Consider the following 25,981-nt stretch of genomic DNA (forward strand, 5'->3'; position numbering starts at 1 on the left):
TTGACCGGCTATCCTTTAACCGAACCTAGCAAAACTCCCTTGGCAAAATGTTTCTGCAAGAAGGGGTAAAAGAGCAATATCGGAACAGCTGCTACAACGATAACCGCATACTTGATGCTTTGAGGCGGAGCTGCTATTTCCGAAGCTGCACTGGCGTCCGTAAAGCCACCTGCCGAGAGAAGGACAATTTGGCGCAGCCACACTTGAATAGGCCACATTTTCGCATCGTTGATGTACATAATGGCCGTAAAATAGGAGTTCCAGTGTCCTACTGCATAAAATAGCGCAAACGTCGCCATAGCGGGTAAGGATAACGGAACAACGATTTTGCACAAAATTTGCAAATCATTGTAACCATCCATTTTCGCTGATTCCTCCAAACCCTCAGGCAGCTGCTGGAAAAAGTTTTTCAACAGTATCAGATTGAACGCGCTGATCGCCGAAGGGATCCATAGGGACCAGTACGTGTCCAGTAATCCAAACGTTTTGACAACAAGGAACGTGGGAATCATACCTCCGCTGAAGAGCATGGTAATTACGATTAACAGCATGAATTTACTCCGACCGCGCAATGTTTTACGTGCTAACGGATAAGCCATCAATGTAGTAAGCAGCAGATTGATCAGCGTTCCGACAACTGTAATGAATAAGGTGATGAATAGGCTTGTGTAAATGATTTTGGTGGAAAAAATAAACTTATAGGCATCCAACGAAATTTTCGTAGGAAATAGTACAACCTTCTTGATCAGCAGCTCTTCCGATGCGACGAGTGAACCCGATACGACATAAATGAAAGGCAGCACCGTAATTACCGCAACAATAAAAAGCAATAAATAATTGACCACGTCGAACGCCTTACTGCTCATGGTACGATCTCTCATGCTAATAAACCCCTTCCTCGCCGTATCTCTTGGCCATTGCATTCGCAGAAACAACCAGAATTAGACTTACGAGAGATTTAAACAATCCCACAGCTGTACTGTAACTGAATTGCGCATTGACTAGACCAGACGTATAAACATACGTATCAAACACTTCAGCTACTTCTCGATTGCCGGAATTCAACATGAGGAAAATTTGCTCAAACCCCGTATCCAAGAAGCTTCCTAGTCTTAAAATAAGCAACAAAATAATCGTCGTTTGAATGGCTGGTAACGTGATATGCCACAGTTGGTGCCACCGATTAGCTCCATCCATTCGCGCTGCTTCATACAGCTGCTGATCGACGCCAGAGAGTGCCGCTAAGAAAATAATCGTTCCCCAGCCGGTTTCCTTCCAAATGACTTGCGATGTAATCATCGAACGGAACCAATCCTTACTTAACAAGAAATTAATCTTGTCTCCGCCGATGTAAGTGAGCGCTTCGTTCACAATACCGCCCTCGGTTGTAAACAGCGTGTAGGTCAGCCCTGCAACAACGACCCACGAGATAAAGTGCGGGATATAGATGATGGTTTGCACGAATCTTTTGAAAAACTCCTTCCGAACTTCATTCAGCATCAAAGCTAAAATAATCGGCAGCGGAAAGAAAAATAGCAGATTGTACACAGCCAGCACGAGCGTATTTCTGAACAGCTTCCAAAAATCCGGATTCGTGAAAAAACGTTCAAAGTGCTGCAGGCCGACCCAATGACTCCTTAAGATCCCGGCAAAAGGTTGATAATCCTGAAAGGCAATGACCACACCCAGCATCGGCAAATACTTAAATAGGATGAAAAATAAAAGGCCAGGAATCAGCATGCCATACAGCAGCTTTTCTTTATTGATATCTAGCAATAGCTGCTTCAAATATCCAGGTTTGTGCGATGTGCCCACTGAGTTCGCCTGTGCCAGCATGCGCTTTCCTTGGGCAGTTGTTCTATTCATAAGTCAGTCACATCCTCCAACAATCGTTCACTGCCTTCATGTTAATTGCCTTATGTCGTTTCCGTCGATATTCATTTCGTTGTTAGTTCCTAGCTATAATCATTTTCTTCCGTGCCATTGTCATCTGCTATCCTACGGCAAGCGAAATGCGCAAGGAACTCCACGATATACGAGCTCTCCATTACAAATGATCGTGCACTGGTTCGGCTGCATATGGACATCAATCTGTTGGTCGCGATAACGATATCCAGTAATCGAGACACTTCCTTCCTGCGGCGGCTGCGGAAATATTTCTAATGTTCCATCCAACTTCGGTTTGATGCCTGCCATGCCAAATACCAGTGCTTCTGTGCCTGTGAGACCAGCTATGATATTGCCCCGCTTATGGCTTGGAACGGCAGGTCGGTCGCTATAGTGCTCCTGTGGGAAATAAGGCAGATGCTTGCCCATCCAGAACAATCGTTTCAGGACATCCCAAGCTAACGCGGGCTGCCCCTGTTCCCACAATGTAAGTGCGAGTGTCGGACTCTCACCGGTATAACTGCCCCCACCAGACCAGTCGGGGTCATTCAATTCATAATGCAGCGTATCTTCGGCAGATATACTGCTTACACCATAGGGCCCAAGAAAAGCACCATCTTTCAAATGCAGCAATAAAGACTCGGCCATCTCTGCATCGCAAACACCCATTCTTAACGTATCGAATGCTTGAATCGTGTACACCCGCTCTACGTGACCGTTCGGGTGTCTGCATAGAAACCATCCATTCTCTGTATCCCATAAGTGATCCCGAATCGCCGCTCGGATACGGCTGGCTTTATCACGCCATGTTACGGTTTCCTCATGTTCAAGACATTCTGCCATGTCGGCCAAACGATCATAACACCACGCTCTTTCGGCATTGGGGCTGGATACGACATGCTCATGGGCTGCGCTCCTCATTTCGAGCAGATTATGCTGCTTGCCATAATCCAGCAATTCACCCCAGGCCGGCAACCGTTCTTCATCGTGCAGCAGTAGATTTTTTAGCAACTCATATTGTTCCAAACCTTCCCCATACTGAGTTATATTGCACCAGACCAAGTTGTAAAAGGACCATAGACTGTACGAATAGGGAACATCCTTTCCTAGACCGCTAGGGGCGAATCTCGAATGACGCTCAATACCGCTCCGCGCCATCATGTGCGCCAGCTCGATCACTTTATCACTGCCCAGCATCAGTCCTAGCACCCGGGCTGCATAACCTCCGGTATCCCACGGATAACAGCAGATTCCGGCGCCCTCCAGCCCCGCTACAACCGGAAAAGGCTGCATGGCAAAATCCGGATGCTCCCATAGACAGATGAGACCGCTGACGAGCGATCGCCGATAGTAATCCTCTAGACCGGGAATGTCGCTGGTCAACTTGGGAATAGAGCCACAGTACCGCTGAATCCGGTTCTTCCACGTTTCATACGTTCGCTGTTCCCATACCGCTAAATTATCATCCAAGCATACAGATTCTCCGGCCTTGGTCAGCAGGATGGCTACACGATAAACCGCCTCTTGCCCAGATGGGAGTAAGTCAGGTTCCCTTGTCTCTTGTAAAAAAGTAACCCTTACCTCATCGTTCTCCCATATGCCCGCTTCAACTTCATGAACCTCCGCGCCCATAGCAGGGTGGCCGAAATCCCAATCGTTCAGGGACTGGCTACCTGGATGACCAGGCGTAACCCTCGGAACGATGTTCAACTGGATACTACGGTCTGTCCGGTTAATAACCTTCACGGTTAGGACAAACCCAGCACGGTCCGCAAGCGGAACAAGTACGCTTCGCACGGAGAGTGAAATCAGGCGTTCTTCCACAAAGTAGTGGTACGTTCCTGTTCGTTCTATCCGGTCAGGCCGCCACTCGCCGCCTGCATACAATAGACCGCAATCCCCTTTTCCCTTATTGCCTGTATCGCTAATGAGATGTCCGTCTGCCACGAAATCAAGCAGCACTTCCATATCTTGTGCGCCGAAAGGTGGAGAGAATAGCCCGCTGACGCCAGCAACAGTCCCTGCTAATGGAGCAACCGTGCTATATCCGCTACATACCCATAAGTGATTCGCAGGAGCTACACTGGCTCGCAAATCAAATGCAAACTCGTTCAATTGATACTTCATCGTTTCACCGTTCCTTTTCCATCTGCCATCCGTCGTGCATCGACCACCTCATCTTAAAGAGCGTACGTTGTTTCCGTCGATATTCATTCTGTTGGTTCTTGGATCTATTGCCCCGATAGGCTGATAGTACAAGCTTAAAGTAATCATCATCTGTTATTTCGTTGTCATTTTCTGCACGAATGGATAGAAAAAAACACCTTTGTTGAAAGTGATTTCAAGAAAGGTGTTTTTTGGGGGTGCTTTATTTCAACTATCGTTCTTCGTAAGTAAATAACTCTTCTGGAAGCTAAGTCTGTACTAACTACCTTGTCGACTTACCGAAGCTTGAATCTAACCAAATGATCTGTCAAATGTTCTCGTTCTAAGATTTCAATCTGCTTGCTTCCTATTAGGTCGAAATGTGGATATTCATCGCGATGATGGATGTAATCTGGATTTAAGCCATTCGCCAGGCACCATGCCTTCAAGCGTTCCAGATCACAGCATCCTACCTTAGTGATGGTCTTCACGCCTGGAAAGCGAGGTTCTATCCAATAATGCGTCAAGAAGGCAATTTCCCCCTGTGAGCATTTGTTTTTCCATTCATTCAGCTCTTGTCGGGATACTCCGAAAGCCATATCATCAATCTCCTATTCAGTGTCTCTCCTCACAAATAATTTTTCTAACTATACCCTACTTTCAGGAGAGATACTAGACTCATGTTTATCAAGCAAAAAAGACTATCTCTTAGGTCATTCGGACCTTCTGAGACAGTCTGTTGTATACTACTTCTAACCTTGATTGCCCTCTACGGCGATTAGTAGAATCGCGGCGGCTAACCCCAATCTGCGATCTAGCTTGTTATCGTCAGCAGAGAAATCAAGATTTAACTTTTGGACAAACGGGTTGAAATTTTGTTTGAACTCTGCGACCTTGGTCCCGCCGATCTCAATGTTGTAATGCTGCGGAATCAAATTTGTAAGGAACCTTCGCAGAAGAGCAAGCAGCGAGTTATCTTCCTTCATCAATCCGATCTCCGTATCATTAGGGCCCATAATGACCCATTCATCCTTGAGAATTGATTTCATCCCTTTGCGACGCAATGAACCTACCTTGTGCCCGGTTTCTACATCCACTACGTCAAAGACGCCCGAGAAATCAATAACGCCTCGCGCTTGAATGCTGATCAATTCATTTTGCATCGTTTCATCGCCGTATATTCGAATGTCTTCCTTCAGCTTGAAGGCTTTCATCTTCGAGAACAGAATGGCCCTTTCATTAACGTCGAATATATCGATTTTAGCGCCGACTAGTGAGAGGATCTGTTTTCTAACCACGAACTGGTTAAGGTTAAATTTCGTATTCAAGTCTTCACCCCCTGCTATATGTAATAAGAGCAATATTGGTTTACCCGTTGCCCTGTTGTGGCTTCCCCCACTTTACCACCCATTTATTCATTTCGCTCAGTGCCGTTTGGAAATCTAATCCCTTTTCTGTTAAGGAATATTCCACAGTTACAGGTACAGTAGGAAAAACTTGGCGCAGGACGAGACCATTGTGTTCCAAATGGCGGAGTGTATCCGTAAGTGACTGCGTTTTAATAATAGCAACATTCCTTTGCAGCTGATTAAATCGCTGTGGCCCGCGCAGCAATTCGTTCAGTACAAGAAACGCCCACTTAGCTCCTAGAATTTGCAATACTTCGCAGATGTCAGAACTCCCCGTTACCAAACAGGATTCGGAATTCGTTGGCTCAGCCATCCGTTTTCCCCCTAACAAAAAGTAAGTTAGTCAAAATAGATTGATTATATCCGAATACTTTGCCTTCTTACAATATTAACGCAACCCTTCTATAATGACAATAAATCAGATGGAAGGGAATGAAAGCAATGAATAAATGGACGATTTACATACTTGCTCTAGGGGTATTCTTAACAGCCACCTCCGAGTTAGTTGTCGCTGGAATCCTGCGTGTACTCGCTACAGACTTAGATATTTCCATCGCCTTTGCGGGACAATTAATTACCGCCTATTCACTATCATTTGCTATTGGGACGCCTATCCTAGTATCGCTGACGTCCCGTATGGGACGCAGAAAAGTGCTCTTAGGTACATTGGCAGCTTTTATTATGGGCTGCTTGCTCTCCTTCTGGAGTTCGAATATCTCCACCTTGATGGTGTCACGCATTATTCTGGGTGTAAGTTCAGGTGTTTATCTTGTTGCAGCATTCGGTGCAGCCGCCAAAATCGTTCCTCGCGAGAAGATAGGCAGTGCAATGAGCACGATCATTCTTGGCTTCAGCAGCGCGATGATTCTAGGTGTGCCCATCGGTATAACCATTACGAACTGGCTGAACTGGCAAGCTATTTTCTTAATTTTAGGACTGATAAGCCTGCTCATTGCCTTCGTTATTTTCCGTATGCTGCCAGAGATTGATGGGGACGAACCGTTGTCATTCCAACAACAATTCAAAGTGATGGGCAGTGCCGTAGTTGTGAGTGGCTTGTTTCTTACCTTTTTTAGAGAATCAGGAAATTCCGTGCTGTTTACGTATTTGACCCCTTTTATGCAAGACATCCTTCAACTTAAAGCGTCCAATATCAGTATCGCCATGCTTGTTTTTGGTATATTTGGTGCAATTGGTACCCGCTTTAGTGGTTACGGAATTGATCGTTGGGGCGCAGCACGCATCATAGCTTTCAGCACTATCGCACACGTTGTTATTCTGGCTCTTCTACCTCTGTTTGCCGGGGCGACTCTCATCGGTTTACTACTGATTTCACTTATGATGGTCTCTCTGTTCATGGCCGGCCCAGCTACTCAAACGTATTTTATTCAACAAGCCCCCCAATCTTCCAATCTCATTCTTAGCTTGAACACCTCTATTATTCATGTAGGGTTGGCGTCTGGCGCTGGAGCGGGTGGAGCGATGATAAGCGCCAATTCCACTGTCCTCTATAATCCATGGCTGGCAAGTATTATTGTTGTGTTAGCACTCGTGTCTGCTTTCATTAGTTTTAGGGTGGGGAAGACTGGTCGAAGACAAGCTCAGAATTAACTATCTTAGAATAGATTTGCTCCCTCTCCTCCCTCATAAATAGACAAAATAGGACCTGCCGTCGAAGCAAGTCCTATCTATGATGAACGGGCATAAAGAGTCCAAAGAGTTTCGTGTAAGGATATGTTCTCTTTACCACTACGGCAACAATCTTATTCTAATACCCGCCGTATAAAATAATATCGCTTTGAAAGTAATAGCAATCAAAATAACCATAAGTCCTGCTACTACAATGGCCAGACGTACTTTCCCCTCATCTTTGAAGAGTAATAATAAACCTTTATACACTACAATCCCAAGTAATCCACCTACAGTATTTAAAATAATATCATCAATATCTGTTGCCCCAATGCCAAATACATACTGGAACATCTCAATAAGTACGCTGATTAGAAAAACAATACCTATGCTGATAGATATTTTCTTGTTCTTCTTTAATAATTGTAGATACAAGCCCAACGGCATAAACAATAAAATATTACCCAAAATATTCGACATTACGATAATCGGTGAAACATTCTTTTCGTTCGATAGATAACTATGTATTGTATTAAAGGGGATTACATCTACCGATCTATGGTACATTCTGTCTGGACTAAATAGTTCGAATGGCGAAACATATTTAAAAAGAAATATAAGCAGAAACAGATAGATATAAGCTATTAGAAATACACCAAATAATATAAATGAAATCAGATTTCGTCTTGTAAACATAATCACTTTCAACTCCGCAACAATTGTTCATCACTAAGGGTGAAGATGGTTTTCGATGACAAAGAAATGATTGAACATACCTATTACACGTATTTAATTGTCCTCATCTCCGAAAATATAAGATTCCGCTGTCATATAGAAAATGAGATGGGTTAGTTTGGAAGTCATCAAATCATTCTTCGTATGAAAGCAATTCGTGCTTTCGGCTGGTTCGCAATTAATCCCCTGGATGTTAAGCAAGTACATTTGGTAATCTCTAGAGCTCGGTCTTGTCAAAGCCATCACGAACAAGAACAGAGCGATAATGATTGTTACATAACTTGTTTTTTTGAAAATTCTTCCCCCTCTCCCTGATCTGATCTCCCTCGTTATCTACCTTCCATAATAATACCCATACCCTTCCATGCATCCGTTCAAATCCCTTTATTTCCCTATTAAAAAATCCACGTATCTACCAGTATCTATGCACAAACACTATTAGAACTTCTATCTTATACTATATAAAGACTTTACATCCAAATTATGGGAGGTGTTTTAAATGTCAAAGCGTTCCTTAGTTGAAAGTATATTGTCGTTACTCGATATCGAGACTTTTAGGAAGATTAAAGCGGAATATTTTAATGGGAAAGAAGCAAAATTATCATTTGATGTAGCACAAGGTCCAATCGAAAGAGAAGCAATGCTATCGGCGTGGTTAGACCATATCAAATGGAGAGCTCTAGCAGAGTTTAAGATTGAGCTCTACGACGGAACTAGCTATAAAATTAAGTTTTACGATGACTAAACAGTAGCGGCTTAATACCAAAAAGAGACCCACAGCAACGGGCTGTGGGTCTAAGTTTTATATTTTAAAAGGGGGTCGAGTTTTATTATAATCTTTAATCATTAATGCCAGATGAAAATTAGATTGCAATCCTGTAACAAATATTTACACCCGTGCGACATTCGTTTAGTTTCGTTCACCGTCGACCCTCATATAAACGTTTGCTGAACGCCTCAGCTACAAGTACAAGCGGTACCGGAATCAACATGTAGTACCATGTATCCCACCAAACAGCACTATACAAAATCCCTAGTTTTTTTAAGGCGTAAGTCACTGTTACTGTAACCATCAGGATGAATACACATTTTAACCACTTCGGTATCCAGATCATCTTCACCAAAGCAACTATGATTATACAAATACTTACGTAATACACAACGGAGAACGCGCTTGTATCATAGGAGGGATTCCTATACCATCCCGGCGTGTAAATTCGATTTGAGAAGAGCATAATGGGGAGAAAATGCAACGTACCGGATAAGGGGCCGATGCACAAAAATAAAGTAATGGCATGAAGGAACCCACCCATTGACATGATAATCCGCCGATATATTAGTTTAGCAAGTGGAAAATATACCAGTAGACCTATAACTGTGTATACTCTTCGCCACCAGTGCAGGGTGTATATTTGAAGCTCCACGAATAACCATTCAATGCCGGCGAGCAATCCGATCCCCATTATAATCCAAAGCCAACTCAGCCTAAATACGGATAGGATCAGTGCAACCACAGGAACAGCAAGCATATTTGAAGCAATAGCACCGAGATGACTATCGTAATAGGTATTGTATTTAATAATTCTGGGATGATACAGATAGCTTCCTAAGAAAATATAGATGACGGCCTCTATGAGGTAGGCAATTTCAACTAGGACTAGAAATTGAAATAAAGTATGCATGCTTCTTTGTTTATAAAACACAAGGGCAAGTAAAATCAAGAATAGTACACTCAGTCCCATATACCAAAATGCATGATGAGACATTACTAATTCCTCCTATTCATTGTCATATCCACTATCCTTTCTTATTATGGGAATTATATACAGAAACTACATTGATCCTTTCGTTTACATGTAAAATCAAACAAAAAGAGGCGGTCTCTAAAGTCTGTGTAGACTTATTGAAACGCCTCTTTTATTGACCCATACATAATAAAACGACTTCCGTAATTTAACTGTAGTTTTTACATCCGTTCATCGAGCTACATTTCTTAATGGCTTTTGAATTACGTCCACAATGGCTGCAAATATACTTGTTACTAGAATTCCCATTAGACATAAGGATGTAGGGCCCGCGGCATCATCACTAACTGTAACTACAGCAAGAATTCTCAAGCTTATAATTCCTATCACAATGAGCCCAATGACAGTAAACGCACATCTCTTGATAATCTGTAAGGATATAAAGGACGATTCTGAGAAGGCATTGTTCTTTTCAATGTAGGTTAATAGTTTATAGGCTTGATACAAAGCTACAGCAAATGCAATGCAGAATCCGTATGAACATACCAAAAAGGGGATCACAAAGTACGCTGTATCGGGATGGATCCTAGCATCTCTAACAGCTATGACAGGCAACCAGATACATAAAGCAAGCACGCCAATTCCAAAGAGAAAAATTATGACCTTCAAGAACGTGGTTGAACCTCGTTTCACATTCATTTAAAACACCTCGCTTATTTAATGACATCATGATCTTAGCATATTATTTATTGTTTAACAATAAATTTAGATTGTTTTTTATTACATTATTATTGTTATAAATCAAAAAAAGCCCGCGATTTACGCGGACTTCATTCTGACAAATTTTTAGTTGTGACTATTTGGACGTACCCAGCATACGGTCAACGGTTTTACTCAGCTGGCCAAAGATAAAATTCGGCGCGATTCGGCTCATCATTTTCAAAGCGTTGCTTTGGCCTGGCCTGATTTCGTATTGGTCCCTCTTGATTCCTTTAATTGCATAACTCACCATATCAGTAACTCGCATCGCCTTGGAACCGGACATATCGGTTGGATCGAAGGCATCCACCAGTGGTGTCTCTGTCAATGGCGGAGCCAGTTCGAATACGTTAACCTTGGTATTTTTCAACTGAGCTCTTAGCGACAGCGTATAAGAATGAATGCCGGCCTTTGCTGCACAATAAATAGGCGAGATCGGAAGAGGAACGAAGGCAAGGCCTGATGAGACATTTACAATCGCAGCGGATTCTTGCATTTTCAGATGCGGCAGGAATTGCTGTACCATCCAGATCGGGCCACTAAGGTTCGTAGCGATCTCGCTGTTCAAATCCGTTGGATCGACATTCGTTTCATGCAGATTTACTTTTCGCATAAGTCCGGCGTTATTGATCAAGACATTGATCTTCGGAAATTGCTTCACCACCGCGGTATACAAGGCCGCAATCGCCCCAGGATCTCTCGCATCGCTCTGAAACGTATGTACATTCGGCAGCTTTCGCTTAACTGCATCTAGCTTAACTTGATCCCGCCCCGTGATAATTACGGTATTCCCAAGCTCCAACAACTGACTTGCAAATTCGAAGCCAATGCCGGAAGATCCGCCAGTAATAAGAACGGTATTGCCGCTCATTTTCATCAGATTCCAACCGTCCCTTCCATTCCATCCATGATACATGCTACCCATAAGTTTACATGAAGTTGATATCGATAGGAAGGCATTCTACAAATCAAGCGTAGCTTCTTTGCTCCGCTTCTTGGATTTGAATGGCAGGGTGGCCGTCAGGGTCGCCGCGATTAGCAGCAAGCCGCAGAGCAGCACACGGATCGACGGTTTGTTGCCGAGCAATGCATAATCAAGCACCGCCGTAACGGCTGGCTCCAGGCAGAACAGGATCGAGACGGTGACCGGAGGCAACCGGCGTTGACCGTGCACCTGCAGGAGATTCGCTGCGAGCGACACGAACACAACCATAAAGGCGATGCCTGCGAGTGTCTCAGGCTGAGAGGTCAAAGCCGATAGTGCTGCCGCTTCTTGGTTGAAGCAAGCATAGACCGCTGCCGCCACAGCGAAAAACAACATGCAGCCCACGATACCCAAAACGGAAACTTGGGATACCGTTGCCCCCTCCTTCGCTAGCAATCGATGGGTCAAGACGATCGAATACGCATACCCAATCATGCCGATAAAAGCTAATCCATCGCCAAGATTCATGCCTTGTTCTTGTGGCCCGATCAAAAAGGCAATAGCGGCAATCGCAATCGCAATTGCCGCTTTCTCTTGCCCTGTTGGTTTGCATCGGTCATGCACCCAGCGCAAGAGCGGTACCACGCAAATGATGAAGCTGTTGATGACCACAACGCGCGTCGGAGTCGTAAGCTGTACCGCATAAATAGAGAAGAAACTCAGCACGAAATTGGCCAATCCTAGGTGGACCAAGCCCAATCGCCAGATTCGCCCCGGCATCGCCCGCAGTGATCGATGGAAGATAGCGAAGTACACCAACGACACAGCAACATACCGCCAAAATTGAAACAGCAGTTGGGGATACTCAGCAGTTGTGGATTTCATTACGATGTAGGATAGCCCCCAGATCAATACCGCGCCAAGCACGGCCACATATCCAAACAAGTCACTGCCTCCTTATTTACTTCCCCTTTCGACCGAATACACCGCCATTGTGCTCATAAAATTCAGGGAGCAGATGAAATTGCCCATCAACGGTTTGTATCCAGCTGCCATTAGGCATGGGATGCTTTCCCTTCATTGTTTCCCAGTTCGCATAGTTTTGTTTGCCATTGGATTCGATTAAGCCCATGGAGAGTCCAGGCACAGGCAGCAGATGCGCTGCAAGATTCTTATTCCAATCAACCATAACTGGATTTGCAGTCAAATCAGCACAAAAGCAAGGAATGCCATATTCACTAGCTAGCTTCGCCACTCGCAAGCTCATGCTCATCGTCTTGGCTACCGGCTTTAAGGCAAAAGCCCCGTACCCCATTTGAATTCGTTCCAAAGCATCCTTTTCATCATGGACACTTTCATCGCCTGTCACTCTGACTGGCAAATCAGAAACATCCACGTGAATATGCTCCGGAAATGGCTCTTCTACCAATAAAATGTGGGCAAGTGCCCCCACTCGCTCTGCAGCGTCCACCAGTCTCCAGAGGAGCTCCTTGCTTTCGTACCGCCCATTGATGTCTAAGTAATACGCAATGCGTCCGTTGACTGTGTGAAGGCAGGTACGGTTCCCTGCGATACGATGAATCTCTTTCAATCTTTGTATATCCCATTCTATCATTTTCTCGGGATCTCCGTCCTGTTTTGGATCCGAACCCAGTTTTATTTTCAGCACAAAATAGCCCTCATCAAGCAGAGCCACAACATCCTCCTCTGTCATCCCATACGAAACGACTGGCGTACATGCAAGCCGTTCATGCCGAGCAACCAAGCCGGATCTGTACTCTTCTGGGATCAGCTCTGTGAAGCGAGCGCCGGGTGTTTGATGGCTCAGCAGCATCCAAGCTGCATGATCAATAGGAACTAAGGCATTTAACGCAAAGGTAACTCGGAGGGAGTTCCCCTCCCAGATACGGGAAGCATATGCATAAGCCTGCCCCACTAGAGGATCCAAGATGTCCATTGGGGTTTCGAATGTCATATGCTGAGCGGCTAACAACGCATGTTGGGTGATCTCCTTCATGAATACATTGCCTCGTTCATTGCCCCACCCCGTGTAAACCTGTGGGTCAGACCACAGAATGCTCTGAACGCCCAGCCCCACACCGATATTCCCCTCTGTATCTTCCAAGGAAACGCGGGACTGCCAGAGCTCATTCACATAGCCGCCTTTGAAACCGAATGGGGCAAGTAACGGTTCACGTTCAACACTGAGATTCGTCTTCTTAATCGTTATCATTCTAGTGTCCCTTCACTTTCATTCGATACTGTACAGCGAAAGCGGCTCCTTCGTAACCTTGATCTTCCTCTGATAGTTGCTTTAAGGCTATCTCTTCGCCGCCTGACAAGAACGATTTCCTAGCGGCCAACGCAGCAAGTTCCGCCTCAAGCAGTTGATGGATGGATAGAAAAGGTTCTGCCTCCCCAGCTAAGTATGGCAAGCTTGCTTCCAAGAAAGAACGATACAGTCGCTTGCTATCCACCTGGAGATGCTTAACTGTTTTCTCCGTCACAATCGTAGCATAGAAGGGCAAATACCCTTGTGTCGCGCCAATACTAAGGAATCCTTTGCGCCCATCCTGCCAGTTAAGTTCAATATGATGTTGAAGATGAAGACCGGCGGAGCGGACGCTTTCGATTCCCGGTCCCATGATGGCTTGCAGCAAATAGAAAGCATGTATGCCGTAGTTAAAATCATCAACAGAACAACCCGCCAACATCGTCACAATGGGGTCATCCAGGTCATGCTGCTGATGCCATTCTTTGACCTCTTCGCAGATACTTAACGAAGAACCCCCTATTAGACGAATACCAGTTCGCTCCCATTCCAGGAGCTGCCTAATGTCTCGTATGTTCCCTGCCATCGGCTTATCCAGCAATATCGCTTTACCCGCTTGGACAAAAGGACGTGCACGCTCCACGTGCAAGTCCCAGTTCACACTATGGATGATTACGGCGTTTACGAGTTGAACCATGTCTTCTAACGATTCACAAACGGTCTTAATTTCGTATTTCTCGGCAAATTGTGAGGCATAGCCTTCCTCATGAACAGTTCCCCCGTCGAATACGGCAACTACTTGATGACCTAATTCTTTGATGATTGGCACCCAATTACCGGGGTGTGAGGTGTCCAAATCTACAATTCCAATTCGTAGCGATTGCATGCTTCATCCTCCTCCTCCAAACTCTATTCGCCCAGGTTACTGGCCTATGCTTGTTCGCCATTATTCATTTATGCGTACAGATCGGTGCTTAAATATTTCAGTCCCGAATCATTAATAGTCAATACGATCCGCGCCCCCTTCTCTCGCGACTTCAACAATTGCAAGGCTGCCGCAACGTTGGCCCCAGACGAATAACCCGCAAAAATCCCCTCTTCGCGCGCTAATCTCCTACAAGCTTCCATTGCAGCCTCGTCAGTAACCGTCAAGAAATCAAAGATCAAATTTCGATCGATCAATGGCAACGCCATACTATATCCGCCGCCTTGCAGCCTGTGGCTCGCATTGGACTGCGTTCCACCCGCCAGATAAGGTGCCCCTTCCGGTTCTACCACATAACTGCGAATGGCAGGGTTATAGGCATTCAACCTTTTGGCACAACCGCCAAACGTTCCACCACTCCCTGCAAAGTCAAGAAATACATCAAATTCCCCCTTCGTTTGCTCCCATATCTCTTCTGCTGTATGCAACTCATGCGCAAGCAAACTCCCTCGATGATGGAATTGATCCGCACGAAATGCGCGTCGTTCGCGAACGATTTGGAGAGTTGCCGCATCTACCAGCGCAAGATCCTCGCCAGACACTTGACCAGGCATTGAGCCCGATGCTTGATCGACAAGAACGACCTCAGCACCAAGCGCACGCATCATTCGCGCTCTCTCCATTGAATTTCCTTTTGACATAACCGCAACAAAGGGGTACCCTTTCACTGCACAAACGATAGCAAGCCCCGTTCCGGTATTGCCGCTAGTCAGTTCCACGACCGTCTGTCCTGGCGTAAGCGTGCCATCCTGCTCGGCTTCTTCTATGATTTGAAGCGCAATACGATCTTTCTTACTAAAGCCTGGATTGAGATATTCAAGCTTGGCATAGATCTCTCCCTCGAGTTCCTTAGTTAAACGGCTCAATCTAACCATCGGTGTGTTACCAATCGCTTGATGCGCGCCATCCAGTATGGTTTGACGATAGTCGACCATGTACCCCACTCCTTCTACACGACCAATTTAAGGTTCTATTCGCCCAGGCATGCACCGGGACTCTTCAGCTCGACGGAAATAATCATCCATGAGCTCGAGTCCAAACTCAGCAATAATCTCTTTCACAGTTAAGTCCGCCGATTCGCTAGTCAACAGCACGCAGCCAAGAAAACCAGGGTCATGAATCTTAACTTTTGTCCCATATTTCTGTTTAATCTTAAGAAAATGTGCGCTATTCTCATCAATATGAATAACCGCGTAATCCAAATTAATCTTAGTTGTCATAAAGGAATAGTAATTCGTGCTCATCGCAGCCACCTCTCCCAATGGCGTTATAACAGTGCTAGGTAACCCCGCTATCGCTCCGGCAAAATAAGATCTGCAAGAATAAGCCCAATAGTTTTGCATAAGTCCACCATGATACATGGAAGGAAATACGATCAGATCCGGCTTTGCTTTCACATACTGCTGCCGAAGCTCATCAAAGTTCAAATCAAAGCATATCGCTGATGCCACTCTCCCGAAATCGCATTCGAAGATCGGAGCTTCTTTCCCATAAAGAATATGGTTCTTGTTATATTCATCAGGCACTAGGTGGTTTTTATGATAGGCACCCATCACTTGACCATCGCGATCAATCAACTGCATCGCATTGCGCCAACTGCCGTCCTCAGCTTCTATATGTGCTGGATACGTAATGTAACAACGGTGCTTTTTGGCAACGCCAGCTAGGAAATCACGGATTTGATTTTTTCGGACCCGATAATACGCTAGTTTATGATCTTGCGGGTATTTCCTTTGATCTGGCCTGTCACAGGCTTCTGGCAATACAATCAGATCCGGACGATCCGGCAGCACCTGGTCCAGCTGACTCTGCCAATGTTCGATCATCCGTTCAACTGCTTCTTGAGCTGTCACATCGGCTTCGATCACCAAAGGTCTAGGACCCAAACAACTTATCGTTACATAATTCGCCATCGTTGCCCTCCCACTTGCATGAGGTATAGAACCCTCGATTTAGATGATGGAGACCCACCAAGCTTGCGCTGTATGCGGCTCCATGATGATTTCTTCCTCTTCTAAAATAGTAATGGGTTTCCCGCTCCAAAATTCTTCGTGCGATCCTTTCAATCCCGCAAACGGCTGAGGCAGCTTCCTCGGCCTATAATCATCGCTAAGATTGAATAGTGCTAGAAGTTTACGGCCCTCCCCCTGCGCAACTACGATCGGCATATCATCTCCATCGTATTCAAAAAGATTGATCGGCACTCCACGTTTAACCGGCTCCTGGAGGACTGTGGACAGCATAGCCAATCCTGCTTCATTTACATGATGGAGCGCATCACCTAGAACCATATCACCGCCGGTCAAATAGCACGCAAGCAGCAGTGTCTGTGCTTCAGCCACATTCATTTCTCGTCCGGCATACCAATTGGCTCCCAAGTGCCATGGCTTTTTGGGCAATCGCCGACTCAAGAGAAGATCCTCGGTCGTGCGGTCACACCTGACAATAGCGAAATCAGGATCAGTGTTTCCAATTGCTCCTTGCATCCACCAACGTGCAAACATAGATCTTATATTTTGCCGGATATGGCTCCAGTAATGGTGAATATCTCCTGTCGTTCTGTGCGAATCGGCAATACCGATGACCGTCTCATAAGGAGCCCCGCATGCTAGTAAATAGGGATCCTCCCCAATCGAATCACGGATAAGACAGAATAGTTCACGAAGCATACCAGCGGGTGTTATATCATCACGTGAGAAACGGGAAGCACCTAGCAGCATCTGCGTGAAATCGCACTTGAAGTACGTAAATCCGGCTTGCCGCAACTGGGTGTATACCCTACGTAGATGCTCCCTTACTTCAGGATGGGTGATGTCGAGTAAAGCATTGGAACCATACCCAATACTTACGATATAAGGGTTGCCGACTTTATCGTTGACGTACCAATCTGGATGCTCCCTATATAAGGAAGTAGAACAATTCACCATGAGCGGCGCCGTCCAGATTCCTGGCTCGAAGCCTTCCGCACGAATCGATTCACAAAGCGCATGAAGCCCGTTGGGAAATTTCCAACCCGCTTCCCAAATCCCCCATTGGGACTGATATCCTTCGTCGACTACAATATAGCGAATCGAGTCTGCCCATTGTTGTCGCGATGTACGTGCATTCGCCACAATATCGTGTTCTGAAACAGCTCCCGCATAATAATCCCAGGAATTCCAGCCGGTTACCCGCCCTTTGCTCAACAGAGATGGAGGCAGACAATTTCGAATGAGCTCCGCATATTGCTCTAACAAGCTATTCCCGTCCTTGCCGTGAAGCATGATCAAGTGAGCCAGCACCACTAATGAATTCCCAATTACTCGGCGAGGTGAGGCTAACTGAACGCTTATGCCGAAGGCGCCGTCTCGATGCGCGCTTTCGTGCCCAATCGGGAAGCTAACCAAGCAATCTTCATATGGAGGCACAGCCCCTAACAACAAAGCTTCGCCAGGCAGTCTGTGAGATAGGACAGTAACCATGGAAGAAGCTTCCGTCGGATCTGACCAATCGTTGGGACGATGAACAGGACGTACACCCGCAAGTTTTTCGAAACATTGAGAATGATGGAGCTGAACATAGTTTCTAGCATCTAGATAAGGATATTCAGCCATCGGTTTCCATTCCAAGCTAATCGTGCGCAAATACATATCATGAACGCCATGATTATGAAAGGTTATGCTTCGCACCTGATTATGACTCCAACTCATCGTGACAGCCATAGCATCCCATCGCCATGTCCGTTGGCCACTCTCCACATCTTCCTCTATAATCGCGTCTCCACATTGGAATGTTCGATCGGCACACTCGATTCGCAATAATGCCCGATCCCATTGAAACTGATTGAATAACTGCAAGACCATGTCCCCCCATTCATACACTCTTCCAACATAAACTGGAATACAAACAAAAGAAAAGTGCAAGATCTGCACTTTTCTCTCTTATGGAACTCTATGTTGTAAATTCGAACTGCCCAGAAACCACGGTTCACAAAAATATAAAATATTCAGCACGATTCAGGAGTAAAGTACGGATATTTGACTTTTTATTATTTGCCCAGTTGATATGGTAGAAGTATGGATAATGTCCATATTAATCAATCAAGGAGGACTGTGTAATGCGAAAAAAAACGAAGCTTGGTTATAGCTTGGCGTTAACAATGACGCTAGGTTTTGTCGGCGGGCTACTGCCAATACCAAGCGCATTTGCAGCTGCAACGACCTACTACGTGGCTACGAACGGAAATGATGCCGCAGCTCAAAACTCTGAGGCGACCCCATTTAAAACCATCAATAAATGCGCCCAAGTCATGTTGCCCGGTGACACCTGTGTTATCGCATCAGGTACGTATCGCGAGACAGTTACACCAGCTGCATCTGGAACTAACGGCCAACCCATTACATTCAAGCCAGCTCCTGGTGCGAACGTAATTGTAAGCGGTACCGAACCTATTAGCGGCTGGACGCAACACACAGGACAAATTTATAAAACCGATCTAACATGGAGTCTAGGAAAAGAAAATCAGCTTTTCGTCAACAATGGTTCGGCTGTTGCTCCTCTATGGGAAGCACGGTGGCCAAATATCAGCGAATACACGCTGCCAGGCTTAAAAGCAGGCGTTGCAACTGCAGACGCAGGATCGGCGACCTCGATTGTTGATTCGGATCTGACGCAGCCTACGGACTTTTGGAAGAACGCTTTAGTCTGGGAAAGAGGCGGGAACGCTTATCAAGGCATGACCAGCAAAGTAACAGGCTACAATAGTGCGACCCATACTTTGACGTACGAACCGATTACGGGTGATTATCAGGAATTGTATCCTCGACTAGGCAGCACGTACTTCCTCAGCGGAGTTTTGGGCGCATTAGACGCACCAAATGAATGGTATGTGGATGAGGCTGCTCATAAAGTCTATTTATGGGCACCGGATGGCGGGGTTCCGTCCAATGTTGAAGTGAAAAAACGCAAGACCGCATTCAATTTGAACGGAAAATCTTTCATTCAAATGAAGGGAATTCGTACCTTCGCTGCCAACATCACGATGAATGGTTCAAGCAATAACGTTTTGGATGGCATACAGGCTGATTATGTCTATTTCTCGAACTACTCACAGAATACGACGAACGCTGATCAACTTAATGGCGGAATTAGCATCGTTGGAGATAACAACGAAATCAAGAACAGTAAAATCGGCTACTCTTCGGGAACGTTGATCAATATTGAGGGGAATAGCAACCGCATCGTGAACAACATCATTCATAACGGCAGCTATATGGCCTCCTATGATCCCCTGGTGAAGCTTTCAAGTGGGACCAGCAACCTGATCAGCTACAATGAAATTCGTGACTCCGGAAGATTCAATATTTATTGGAGATCAGGCAGCGGAGAAATTTCTTACAACGACATCTCTAATGGGATGTGGCTTTCCCGAGACGGAGCCCTGCTATATAGTTGGGGTCTTGATATGGGCAACAGCGACATTCACCACAATCTTATTCACGACAGCAAAGGCTCCGATATGAGCGTCGGCCTCTATTTCGACAACTATGCGAACAATGTGGTCGCGCATCATAACGTCATTTACAACAACGACGTGGGGATTCAAATGAATACGCCCGGTAACTACCGACTCATCTATAACAACACGGTTGTGAATCATAGAACCAGCAGCATAGGCTTCTGGGGATCTCCACCGTATAACCAAGAGCTATTTGGATCTAGGGTGTATAACAATATTTTTACGAACAGTGTCTCCTTAACCACAGATACAGCAAACGGCTATAACACGACATCGAGTACGGGTGTGAATTTTGTAAATCCCTCTGCTAACGACTACCGGTTAAACTCTGGTTCAACAGCTATTAACTCAGGGGCTGTCATTGCAGGAGTCACGGACGGTTACGTAGGTCCAGCACCAGATGCAGGAGCTTTTGAATTCGGTGGGGTTGATTGGAAGGCAGGACCGGATTTCGTCAATCCTCCAAGCGTGACCTACACCCAGATCAATACGCCTTATATGAACTTGATCAAGAACAGCGGCTTCAACGGGACTACCGATAGCTGGCTCAAATGGACGACCAATGGGACGACTGATGTTCAATCTGTACCTGCATCACCTGACTGGCAAGTCAGAGGAAGACAATTCAGATTAAAGTTGGGCCCTGGCGGAGCTGGTGTGGAGCAGAAAATCACAGGTCTTAAACCAGATACAGAATATAAATTTGTAGCTTGGGTGTACAATGAGCCTGGCGAATCTATCGTTCTCGGTGTGTTCAATTATGGCGGAAACGCCATTGATATTACGGCGAAGGAAACTCAATATGTTCGCAAAGAGATTACATTCCGAACAGGCCCTACGAATACGGATGCCCGCGTGCGCATCTATAAGCCAGGATCAGCAATCGGCCTTTCTTACGCTGATGATACAGGTCTGATTGAAAATACGCCGTTCGATGCAGGCGTAAGCCAAAGCCTGTTGAAAAACGTGCAGTTTGAAACACCGACTAATCTTTTCACTGTGGGACAGCAAGGTACGCTGAGTCTTAGCGGAACGCAGCAAGACGGCTTGCCAGCAGACCTCTCCACAGCTGATGTGCAACTTGTTTCCAGTGACCCTCAGGTCCTTCGTATTAATAGCGTCAGTAATGGTTCCGCTTCTGTGACAGCCCTTTCCGAAGGTCAAGTTACCGTGTCGGCAACGGTTTCCAAAGATGGAATTACCAAAGCAGCTACGCAGATTTCCACTGTCTTCCCTACGGGTGGTTCGGATACAGGCGTGACCGGTTGGACATTAAAACAGTACGGCCCTCATAGCAAGGGATTCGTCACCGTTGGTAACGATGGCAGCTATTCGCTAGTTGGCGTCGGGGACAATGTGTGGGACAAAACGGATGATTTTGTTTACCTTAGCAAGAATGTCCATATATCCGACCCCAATATTAAAGTTACGGTAACGGCTACCATTGATAACTTCGATTTTGCAGATCCATCATCGGTAGGATTAATGCTACGCGCCAAAGATACAGCGGATTCGAAGCATGTGCAGTTCCGCACGGATGGCACCGGCAAGGTGCTCAGATACGTTTTCCGCAATAGTGAAAGTATGCTGGATGCTCAGAAACCTCCCGCTCAGCAGCAGTATTGGGGTTCGTCGACGGGGCTTCTCTTGGACTATGCAGGCAAAAGCATCAATTCCCCATTCCAGATGAAGCTGGTCAAGGAAGGCAACAAGGTCACAGGCTATTACTATAAAGAAGGACAATGGCAATCCATCGGTTCTACGTTAGTAGAATTCGAGGGAACTGACTTCTTGGCTGGTATCGGAATGTTCTCAGGAAGCGGAAAGCCGCCAGTTAAAGCGGTCATTTCGCAACTGGATGTACAAGTGGAGGAAGTTCTTTCTTCCGTTTCGATGACAGCGGACAGTATGTATATAGGTGCAGGCAACTCAGCAGCATTAACGGTTACTGGTACGGCATCTGATGGGAATCAAGCAGATTTGAGTCAGGCCACCTATGTGTTCAAAAGCGACAATCCTGCCGTTGCGAGCGTTGATGCCAACGGGATCGTAACCGCGACTGGCGAAGGTATCACTTCGGTTCATGCATCCGTTACGCTCGGCGGCGTGACTAAGGAAGCGAACGTAGGGTTCATGGCTGACCTCAGTGCACCAACCACGGTAGCTGAAGCCGTCTATGGTGCACAGACCGTAGTAGCCCTCACGGCATCCGACAATCTCTCCGGCGTTGCAAAAACCGAATACCGAATCGGTGCCAACGGGACTTGGAGCACATATACGGGACTTATTCTCATCGGACAAGGTGGCGCCAACACTGTCCAATATCGCTCTTTCGATAAAGCGGGCAATGCTGAAGCAATCAAAACCATTATCATTGGCAGCTTAGACGTGACTGCTCCTACTTTGTCGGTAACCTTAGACAAAACCGTGATCTGGCCGCCTAACAAAAAGATGATCGCCATTAAAGCCACTGTGAACGCTAGCGATGCAGATTCGGGCTTGGCGTCAGTCATCTTGACCTCCATCACGTGCAGCGATCCAACCAGCAGCCCCAGCGATATTCAAGCAGCAATCGGCACTTCAGCTACAACCTTCAGTCTGAAAGCCGAGAAGGTTCGCGACTATATCATCACTTACACAGCCACTGACAAGGCTGGCAATAAAACCGTTGTTACAAGCGTTGTCACTGTGCCACATGATATGGCCGGGAACTAAGCGGTAGAGATAGCAAAGGAGCTAAGCGATTTATGCTTAGCTCCTTTTCACAATAAGGGTCTGCCATAACGTTATTCTCCCGTTTTCTCTACCAGGCGAGCAAATAAGATGGTTTTATAACGCTATCTTTGCGAGCAAGCTTCTACTTCGGATCATGATTCGGAGAGTTGAAGGGTTCACTATAGCCCCCTCACGTTCGCATTAAGCTGCTCCAATCAATCCCCAACGAATGTCCCGATTCCATGGAAGCATCCGCGCGGAAACCAACAAGATGTCCAACGAGTGCATGTTCGAGCGATGTGGAGAATTGCGCGGAAGTGTCTCCTCGTACGACGCGCACAAAATCCTCGACAAGCCGGTGATCCCCCCCGCCATGCATATCCCGGCTCACTGGAATCTCGACACGCTGCTCGCTATAAACACCGCCTTCCCGCAGATGCGGGTGGCGCACCACGAAAGAGCCTTCCTCGAGCTCCCCGTAGATCTCTCCCTTGGTTCCCGTAATATGCACGGTACGACAGGCCTTCGCTGCGCCGCCCACTAGATTGTGAACAGCGGTGCTTCCGTTCTCGAATTCCATCATCACCGCTTGATGATCGGCGATGTCGTTGTCGCACCTCCATACGCAGCGGCCAAAGGGGTTGTCAGTGCGCAGGCTATCTAGCTTCTCTTCGTCGCTGAGCCGCACACCGTCTAGGTAGCGTGGCCATACGTAAACCGGCCACAACGGCTGTTCCACGTACAGCTTCTTGGCTGAGTAGACGCAATTCTCTTCAATTGCGCAATCGCTTAGGCAGCGAGTGCCCGATCCTTGAGGGGCTCGCGACTCACGAAAGTAGGATCGGCCGCCATAACTGCTTACCTTGACCGGCCGTACTCCCGACTGGAACCAGGTGATGAGGTCGAGGTCGTGGCAGCATTTTTGCATAAGGAAAGACGAGCCTCCGCGCTCCTTATTCGCGAATTTGCCGCGAACGAATGCCGTCGCCATGTGGTGAAAATCGACATTCTCCTCGGTCTGAATGTGGAGGATGTCCCCAATTGTCCCCGCCTCCAGCTCACGCTTCAGCTCCACGTAGAACGGGGCATAACGCAGTACATGGCAGATCATAACCTTACGGCCGAATGCTTGCGCTGCATGATGCAGTTCCAGCACTTCGTCCTCTGTAATCCCAATTGGCTTCTCCAGCAGCAGATCGTAGCCTTTCTGTAGCAGCGGCAGACTCGTCGAGACGTGCTGCGCGTCCAAGGTCCCGTTAATCACAGCTTCGGCCAGCTTCGGCCGTGCTACAAGTGCCTCCACATCAGCGAACACCATGTCCTCCGCTATTCCGTAGCGTTCAGCCGTATGCGCACGGCGGAGCGGATTCGGATCCACCACCCCAACTATCCGCATCTGTTCGGGATGCTTCAACGAATAGCTCGCATAATTCATACTGCGGCTCCCTGCGCCAACGATGATGACCTCGATCGGTTTATTCTCCGTTTTCATGACAATCTCCCCTTTTGGTTGACTCCGATGCAGATGCACCACTTATTGCACGATTGACTCTTTCCCGAAGCCCGAGCAGCCATTCCGCATCAGACGGATACTGGCTGAAGCTCAAAGGCTCCGTGAGCCCTTCCTCGATCAAGGTCAGCACCTGTTCGCGCCCGACTAAGCTTTCTAGCAGTTGCAGCGCCCTAAGATCTTGCAAACCTTCATAGAATACTTCCATGCGGATCGACTCTACTGGCCCTTCCTCCCCTGGATAAACGAGGAAGGCATCGCCCGACGGGAAGCTGCGACCCGCATCCGTCACGCGGTACGGATCAATCGCTTGCAGCGAATACTGCGTATTCCAGAAGTTGTAGCCCCAATGCAAGAAGCCGGCAATTTGGAATTTATACAACTGTACGCCGATCACGCGATTACGGGCAGACGGCATGTTGAAGAAGCGATTGGATACTTGCCTGTACTGAACGCAGCAGTAATATGTCCACAGCTCGGGTACCTGTCTTTCAAGGAACGGTCCGATGTGATCATTCGCTGGAATAGGCCCTTTCACAAGCCCCTGCTCATAGTACTCCACATTCGTCAGCGCATCGATAATCGGGAAATTCCCCAAGTGAGCCTGCATCAGCTCGCTCGCATTGCGATACCAGGGCATATGTTCAAGCAAAGGCTCATCTGATATATGAAAATAGCATCGATTCTCAAGCCCGCGCTCTCGAAGGAATGCCACTAATGCGGGCAGGTACTGGTTCAGGAACGACCTATATGCCTCTCCGGTCGCATCCGTCTCCCAGCCAAAAATACGCCGCAGTTCTCCCTGCTCCTCCGCCACCACCTTCGGGGCATGCTTGGCGCCCCATTGGGTGAACAGGTGCGAGAATTCAAAATAGTGGATGCCAACCCGCTCGCACAGCTCGATCCAACGAACCAGTCGGCTGAAGCCGAATTCATACGTGCCATCTGTCTCTTTCCACACATCCACCAACTGAACCGTCGGGCGCTCACCGCCGACTTGGGTATCCAGCGGTGGCGTGAAGTGTGGCGTTAGCACCATGTTCATGCCATGGCGCACAGCGGTTTGCATATATTGCTCGATCAACCCCCAATGTGCATCACTGAACACCTGAACTCCGTAGTAATTCGCCAAACAGTCAGCATGAAACCACTCCGTATGAATCAACGTCTGTGGCGGCAACACGGCCGGGATAACTTCCAAGTGAAAGTTCTCCTCACCAAGCATCTCCCCCGTCAGCGCTGCAAACTTGACCGTTACATCATATTCGCCAGCAGGCGTCTCCTCGTTCAGCTCCACAGTAATCCAAACAGCTCGCCATTGATAATGGATTCCCACAACACCCTGCTCTTCTTTGATAGGGTAGAGTGGGTCAGGGTACAGACCTGGTGCAACCCGCAGCACATTGTCATCATGGCGGCGCTGGCAAGGGAGTTCCGATGGTGCCAACCCGACTTCCCGCAAAGTAATAGCCGCCTGCAAAGTGGAAGTTACGCTTACTCGGATTGGCTTGGTCAAAGCAGGTGCCCGATAGGCTACCTGGAAATCGAAGGTTTCCCCGCGCAAAGCGGAGCCCCTTGTATAAGACTCATCCCGTAGTTCCTCGTCCGGAAACACTTTTACTAAGGAATGAAGACATCGTGTCTCTACTACAAAACCATCTTGCATATAAATTCCCCTTTGTTCTCTCGACTTAGGATTGGCTTAGGATCAGCGTAACCCCCAGAAAAAGCAAAAGAAAGTGCAAGATTCGCACTTTCTTTACCCAAA

Annotated in this window: 21 protein-coding genes; 3 read left to right on the plus strand and 18 right to left on the minus strand. The window is 46.9% G+C overall.

Translation table 11 applies throughout. From position 1 onward, the window contains the following. Nucleotides 1–8: 8 nt before the first annotated feature. From AC58PV_RS12430 to AC58PV_RS12455, 6 genes are all read right to left on the minus strand, one after another. Nucleotides 9–881 (minus strand): carbohydrate ABC transporter permease, encoded by an 873-nt coding sequence (locus AC58PV_RS12430; RefSeq protein WP_497432550.1) that lies wholly within the window; start codon nt 879–881, stop codon nt 9–11. Nucleotide 882: 1 nt separating this feature from the next. Continuing rightward, nucleotides 883–1,740, minus strand: coding sequence for an ABC transporter permease (locus tag AC58PV_RS12435; protein ID WP_497432800.1), 858 nt, complete (start codon nt 1,738–1,740; stop codon nt 883–885). Between the two features lie 258 nt (nt 1,741–1,998). Next, nucleotides 1,999–4,014, minus strand: coding sequence for an MGH1-like glycoside hydrolase domain-containing protein (locus AC58PV_RS12440; protein WP_497432551.1), 2,016 nt, complete (start codon nt 4,012–4,014; stop codon nt 1,999–2,001). A gap of 314 nt (nt 4,015–4,328) precedes the next feature. Continuing rightward, nucleotides 4,329–4,631 carry a hypothetical protein gene (locus tag AC58PV_RS12445; RefSeq protein WP_497432552.1) on the minus strand — a complete coding sequence of 101 codons (303 nt, stop codon included), beginning with the start codon at nt 4,629–4,631 and terminating at the stop codon, nt 4,329–4,331. A 153-nt stretch (nt 4,632–4,784) separates the two neighbouring features. Then, nucleotides 4,785–5,360, minus strand: coding sequence for an LURP-one-related family protein (locus tag AC58PV_RS12450; protein WP_497432553.1), 576 nt, complete (start codon nt 5,358–5,360; stop codon nt 4,785–4,787). Between the two features lie 40 nt (nt 5,361–5,400). Then, nucleotides 5,401–5,754 (minus strand): winged helix-turn-helix transcriptional regulator, encoded by a 354-nt coding sequence (locus tag AC58PV_RS12455; RefSeq protein ID WP_497432554.1) that lies wholly within the window; start codon nt 5,752–5,754, stop codon nt 5,401–5,403. Between the two features lie 128 nt (nt 5,755–5,882). Here AC58PV_RS12455 and AC58PV_RS12460 point away from each other — a divergent pair, with 128 nt between their 5' ends. Then, complete coding sequence (locus AC58PV_RS12460; RefSeq protein WP_497432801.1) at nt 5,883–7,052, plus strand: MFS transporter; 1,170 nt, start codon at nt 5,883–5,885, stop codon at nt 7,050–7,052. 138 nt (nt 7,053–7,190) lie between these two features. Here the strand turns inward: AC58PV_RS12460 and AC58PV_RS12465 are convergent, their stop codons facing one another. Continuing rightward, complete coding sequence (locus tag AC58PV_RS12465) at nt 7,191–7,766, minus strand: VanZ family protein (RefSeq protein WP_497432555.1); 576 nt, start codon at nt 7,764–7,766, stop codon at nt 7,191–7,193. 538 nt (nt 7,767–8,304) lie between these two features. Here AC58PV_RS12465 and AC58PV_RS12470 point away from each other — a divergent pair. Next, complete coding sequence (locus tag AC58PV_RS12470) at nt 8,305–8,550, plus strand: hypothetical protein (RefSeq protein WP_497432556.1); 246 nt, start codon at nt 8,305–8,307, stop codon at nt 8,548–8,550. Between the two features lie 175 nt (nt 8,551–8,725). On the opposite strand, the gene AC58PV_RS12475 is transcribed toward AC58PV_RS12470, so the two are convergent. From AC58PV_RS12475 to AC58PV_RS12515, 9 genes are all read right to left on the minus strand, one after another. After that, on the minus strand, nt 8,726–9,571 hold the full coding sequence (locus tag AC58PV_RS12475; protein WP_497432557.1) for a hypothetical protein: 846 nt from the start codon (nt 9,569–9,571) through the stop codon (nt 8,726–8,728). A 210-nt stretch (nt 9,572–9,781) separates the two neighbouring features. After that, complete coding sequence (locus tag AC58PV_RS12480; protein WP_497432558.1) at nt 9,782–10,249, minus strand: DUF2975 domain-containing protein; 468 nt, start codon at nt 10,247–10,249, stop codon at nt 9,782–9,784. Nucleotides 10,250–10,406: 157 nt separating this feature from the next. Continuing rightward, nucleotides 10,407–11,186: an SDR family oxidoreductase gene (locus tag AC58PV_RS12485; RefSeq protein WP_497432559.1), complete on the minus strand. Its 780-nt coding sequence runs from the start codon at nt 11,184–11,186 to the stop codon at nt 10,407–10,409. A gap of 84 nt (nt 11,187–11,270) precedes the next feature. Further along, nucleotides 11,271–12,179: a DMT family transporter gene (locus AC58PV_RS12490; RefSeq protein WP_497432560.1), complete on the minus strand. Its 909-nt coding sequence runs from the start codon at nt 12,177–12,179 to the stop codon at nt 11,271–11,273. 16 nt (nt 12,180–12,195) lie between these two features. After that, complete coding sequence (locus AC58PV_RS12495; protein ID WP_497432561.1) at nt 12,196–13,467, minus strand: enolase C-terminal domain-like protein; 1,272 nt, start codon at nt 13,465–13,467, stop codon at nt 12,196–12,198. Between the two features lies 1 nt (nt 13,468). Further along, nucleotides 13,469–14,392 (minus strand): Gfo/Idh/MocA family protein, encoded by a 924-nt coding sequence (locus AC58PV_RS12500; protein ID WP_497432562.1) that lies wholly within the window; start codon nt 14,390–14,392, stop codon nt 13,469–13,471. 68 nt (nt 14,393–14,460) lie between these two features. Then, nucleotides 14,461–15,426 carry a PLP-dependent cysteine synthase family protein gene (locus tag AC58PV_RS12505; protein WP_497432563.1) on the minus strand — a complete coding sequence of 322 codons (966 nt, stop codon included), beginning with the start codon at nt 15,424–15,426 and terminating at the stop codon, nt 14,461–14,463. A 27-nt stretch (nt 15,427–15,453) separates the two neighbouring features. Beyond that, nucleotides 15,454–16,404 (minus strand): carbon-nitrogen hydrolase family protein, encoded by a 951-nt coding sequence (locus AC58PV_RS12510; protein WP_497432564.1) that lies wholly within the window; start codon nt 16,402–16,404, stop codon nt 15,454–15,456. A 39-nt stretch (nt 16,405–16,443) separates the two neighbouring features. After that, a complete protein-coding gene (locus tag AC58PV_RS12515) occupies nt 16,444–18,327 on the minus strand; it encodes an alpha-galactosidase (RefSeq protein ID WP_497432565.1) in 1,884 nt (627 codons plus the stop codon). A gap of 260 nt (nt 18,328–18,587) precedes the next feature. Between AC58PV_RS12515 and AC58PV_RS12520 the strand changes: the two genes are divergently transcribed. After that, nucleotides 18,588–22,703, plus strand: a complete 4,116-nt coding sequence (locus AC58PV_RS12520; RefSeq protein WP_497432566.1) for an OmpL47-type beta-barrel domain-containing protein — start codon at nt 18,588–18,590, stop codon at nt 22,701–22,703. 190 nt (nt 22,704–22,893) lie between these two features. On the opposite strand, the gene AC58PV_RS12525 is transcribed toward AC58PV_RS12520, so the two are convergent. Both AC58PV_RS12525 and AC58PV_RS12530 read right to left on the minus strand, forming a co-directional pair. Next, complete coding sequence (locus AC58PV_RS12525; protein WP_497432567.1) at nt 22,894–24,195, minus strand: Gfo/Idh/MocA family protein; 1,302 nt, start codon at nt 24,193–24,195, stop codon at nt 22,894–22,896. Next, complete coding sequence (locus tag AC58PV_RS12530; protein WP_497432568.1) at nt 24,179–25,879, minus strand: DUF4091 domain-containing protein; 1,701 nt, start codon at nt 25,877–25,879, stop codon at nt 24,179–24,181. The genes AC58PV_RS12525 and AC58PV_RS12530 overlap by 17 nt, the downstream gene beginning before the upstream one ends. Nucleotides 25,880–25,981: the final 102 nt, after the last annotated feature.

Source organism: Paenibacillus sp. J22FR83 (assembly GCF_059691955.1).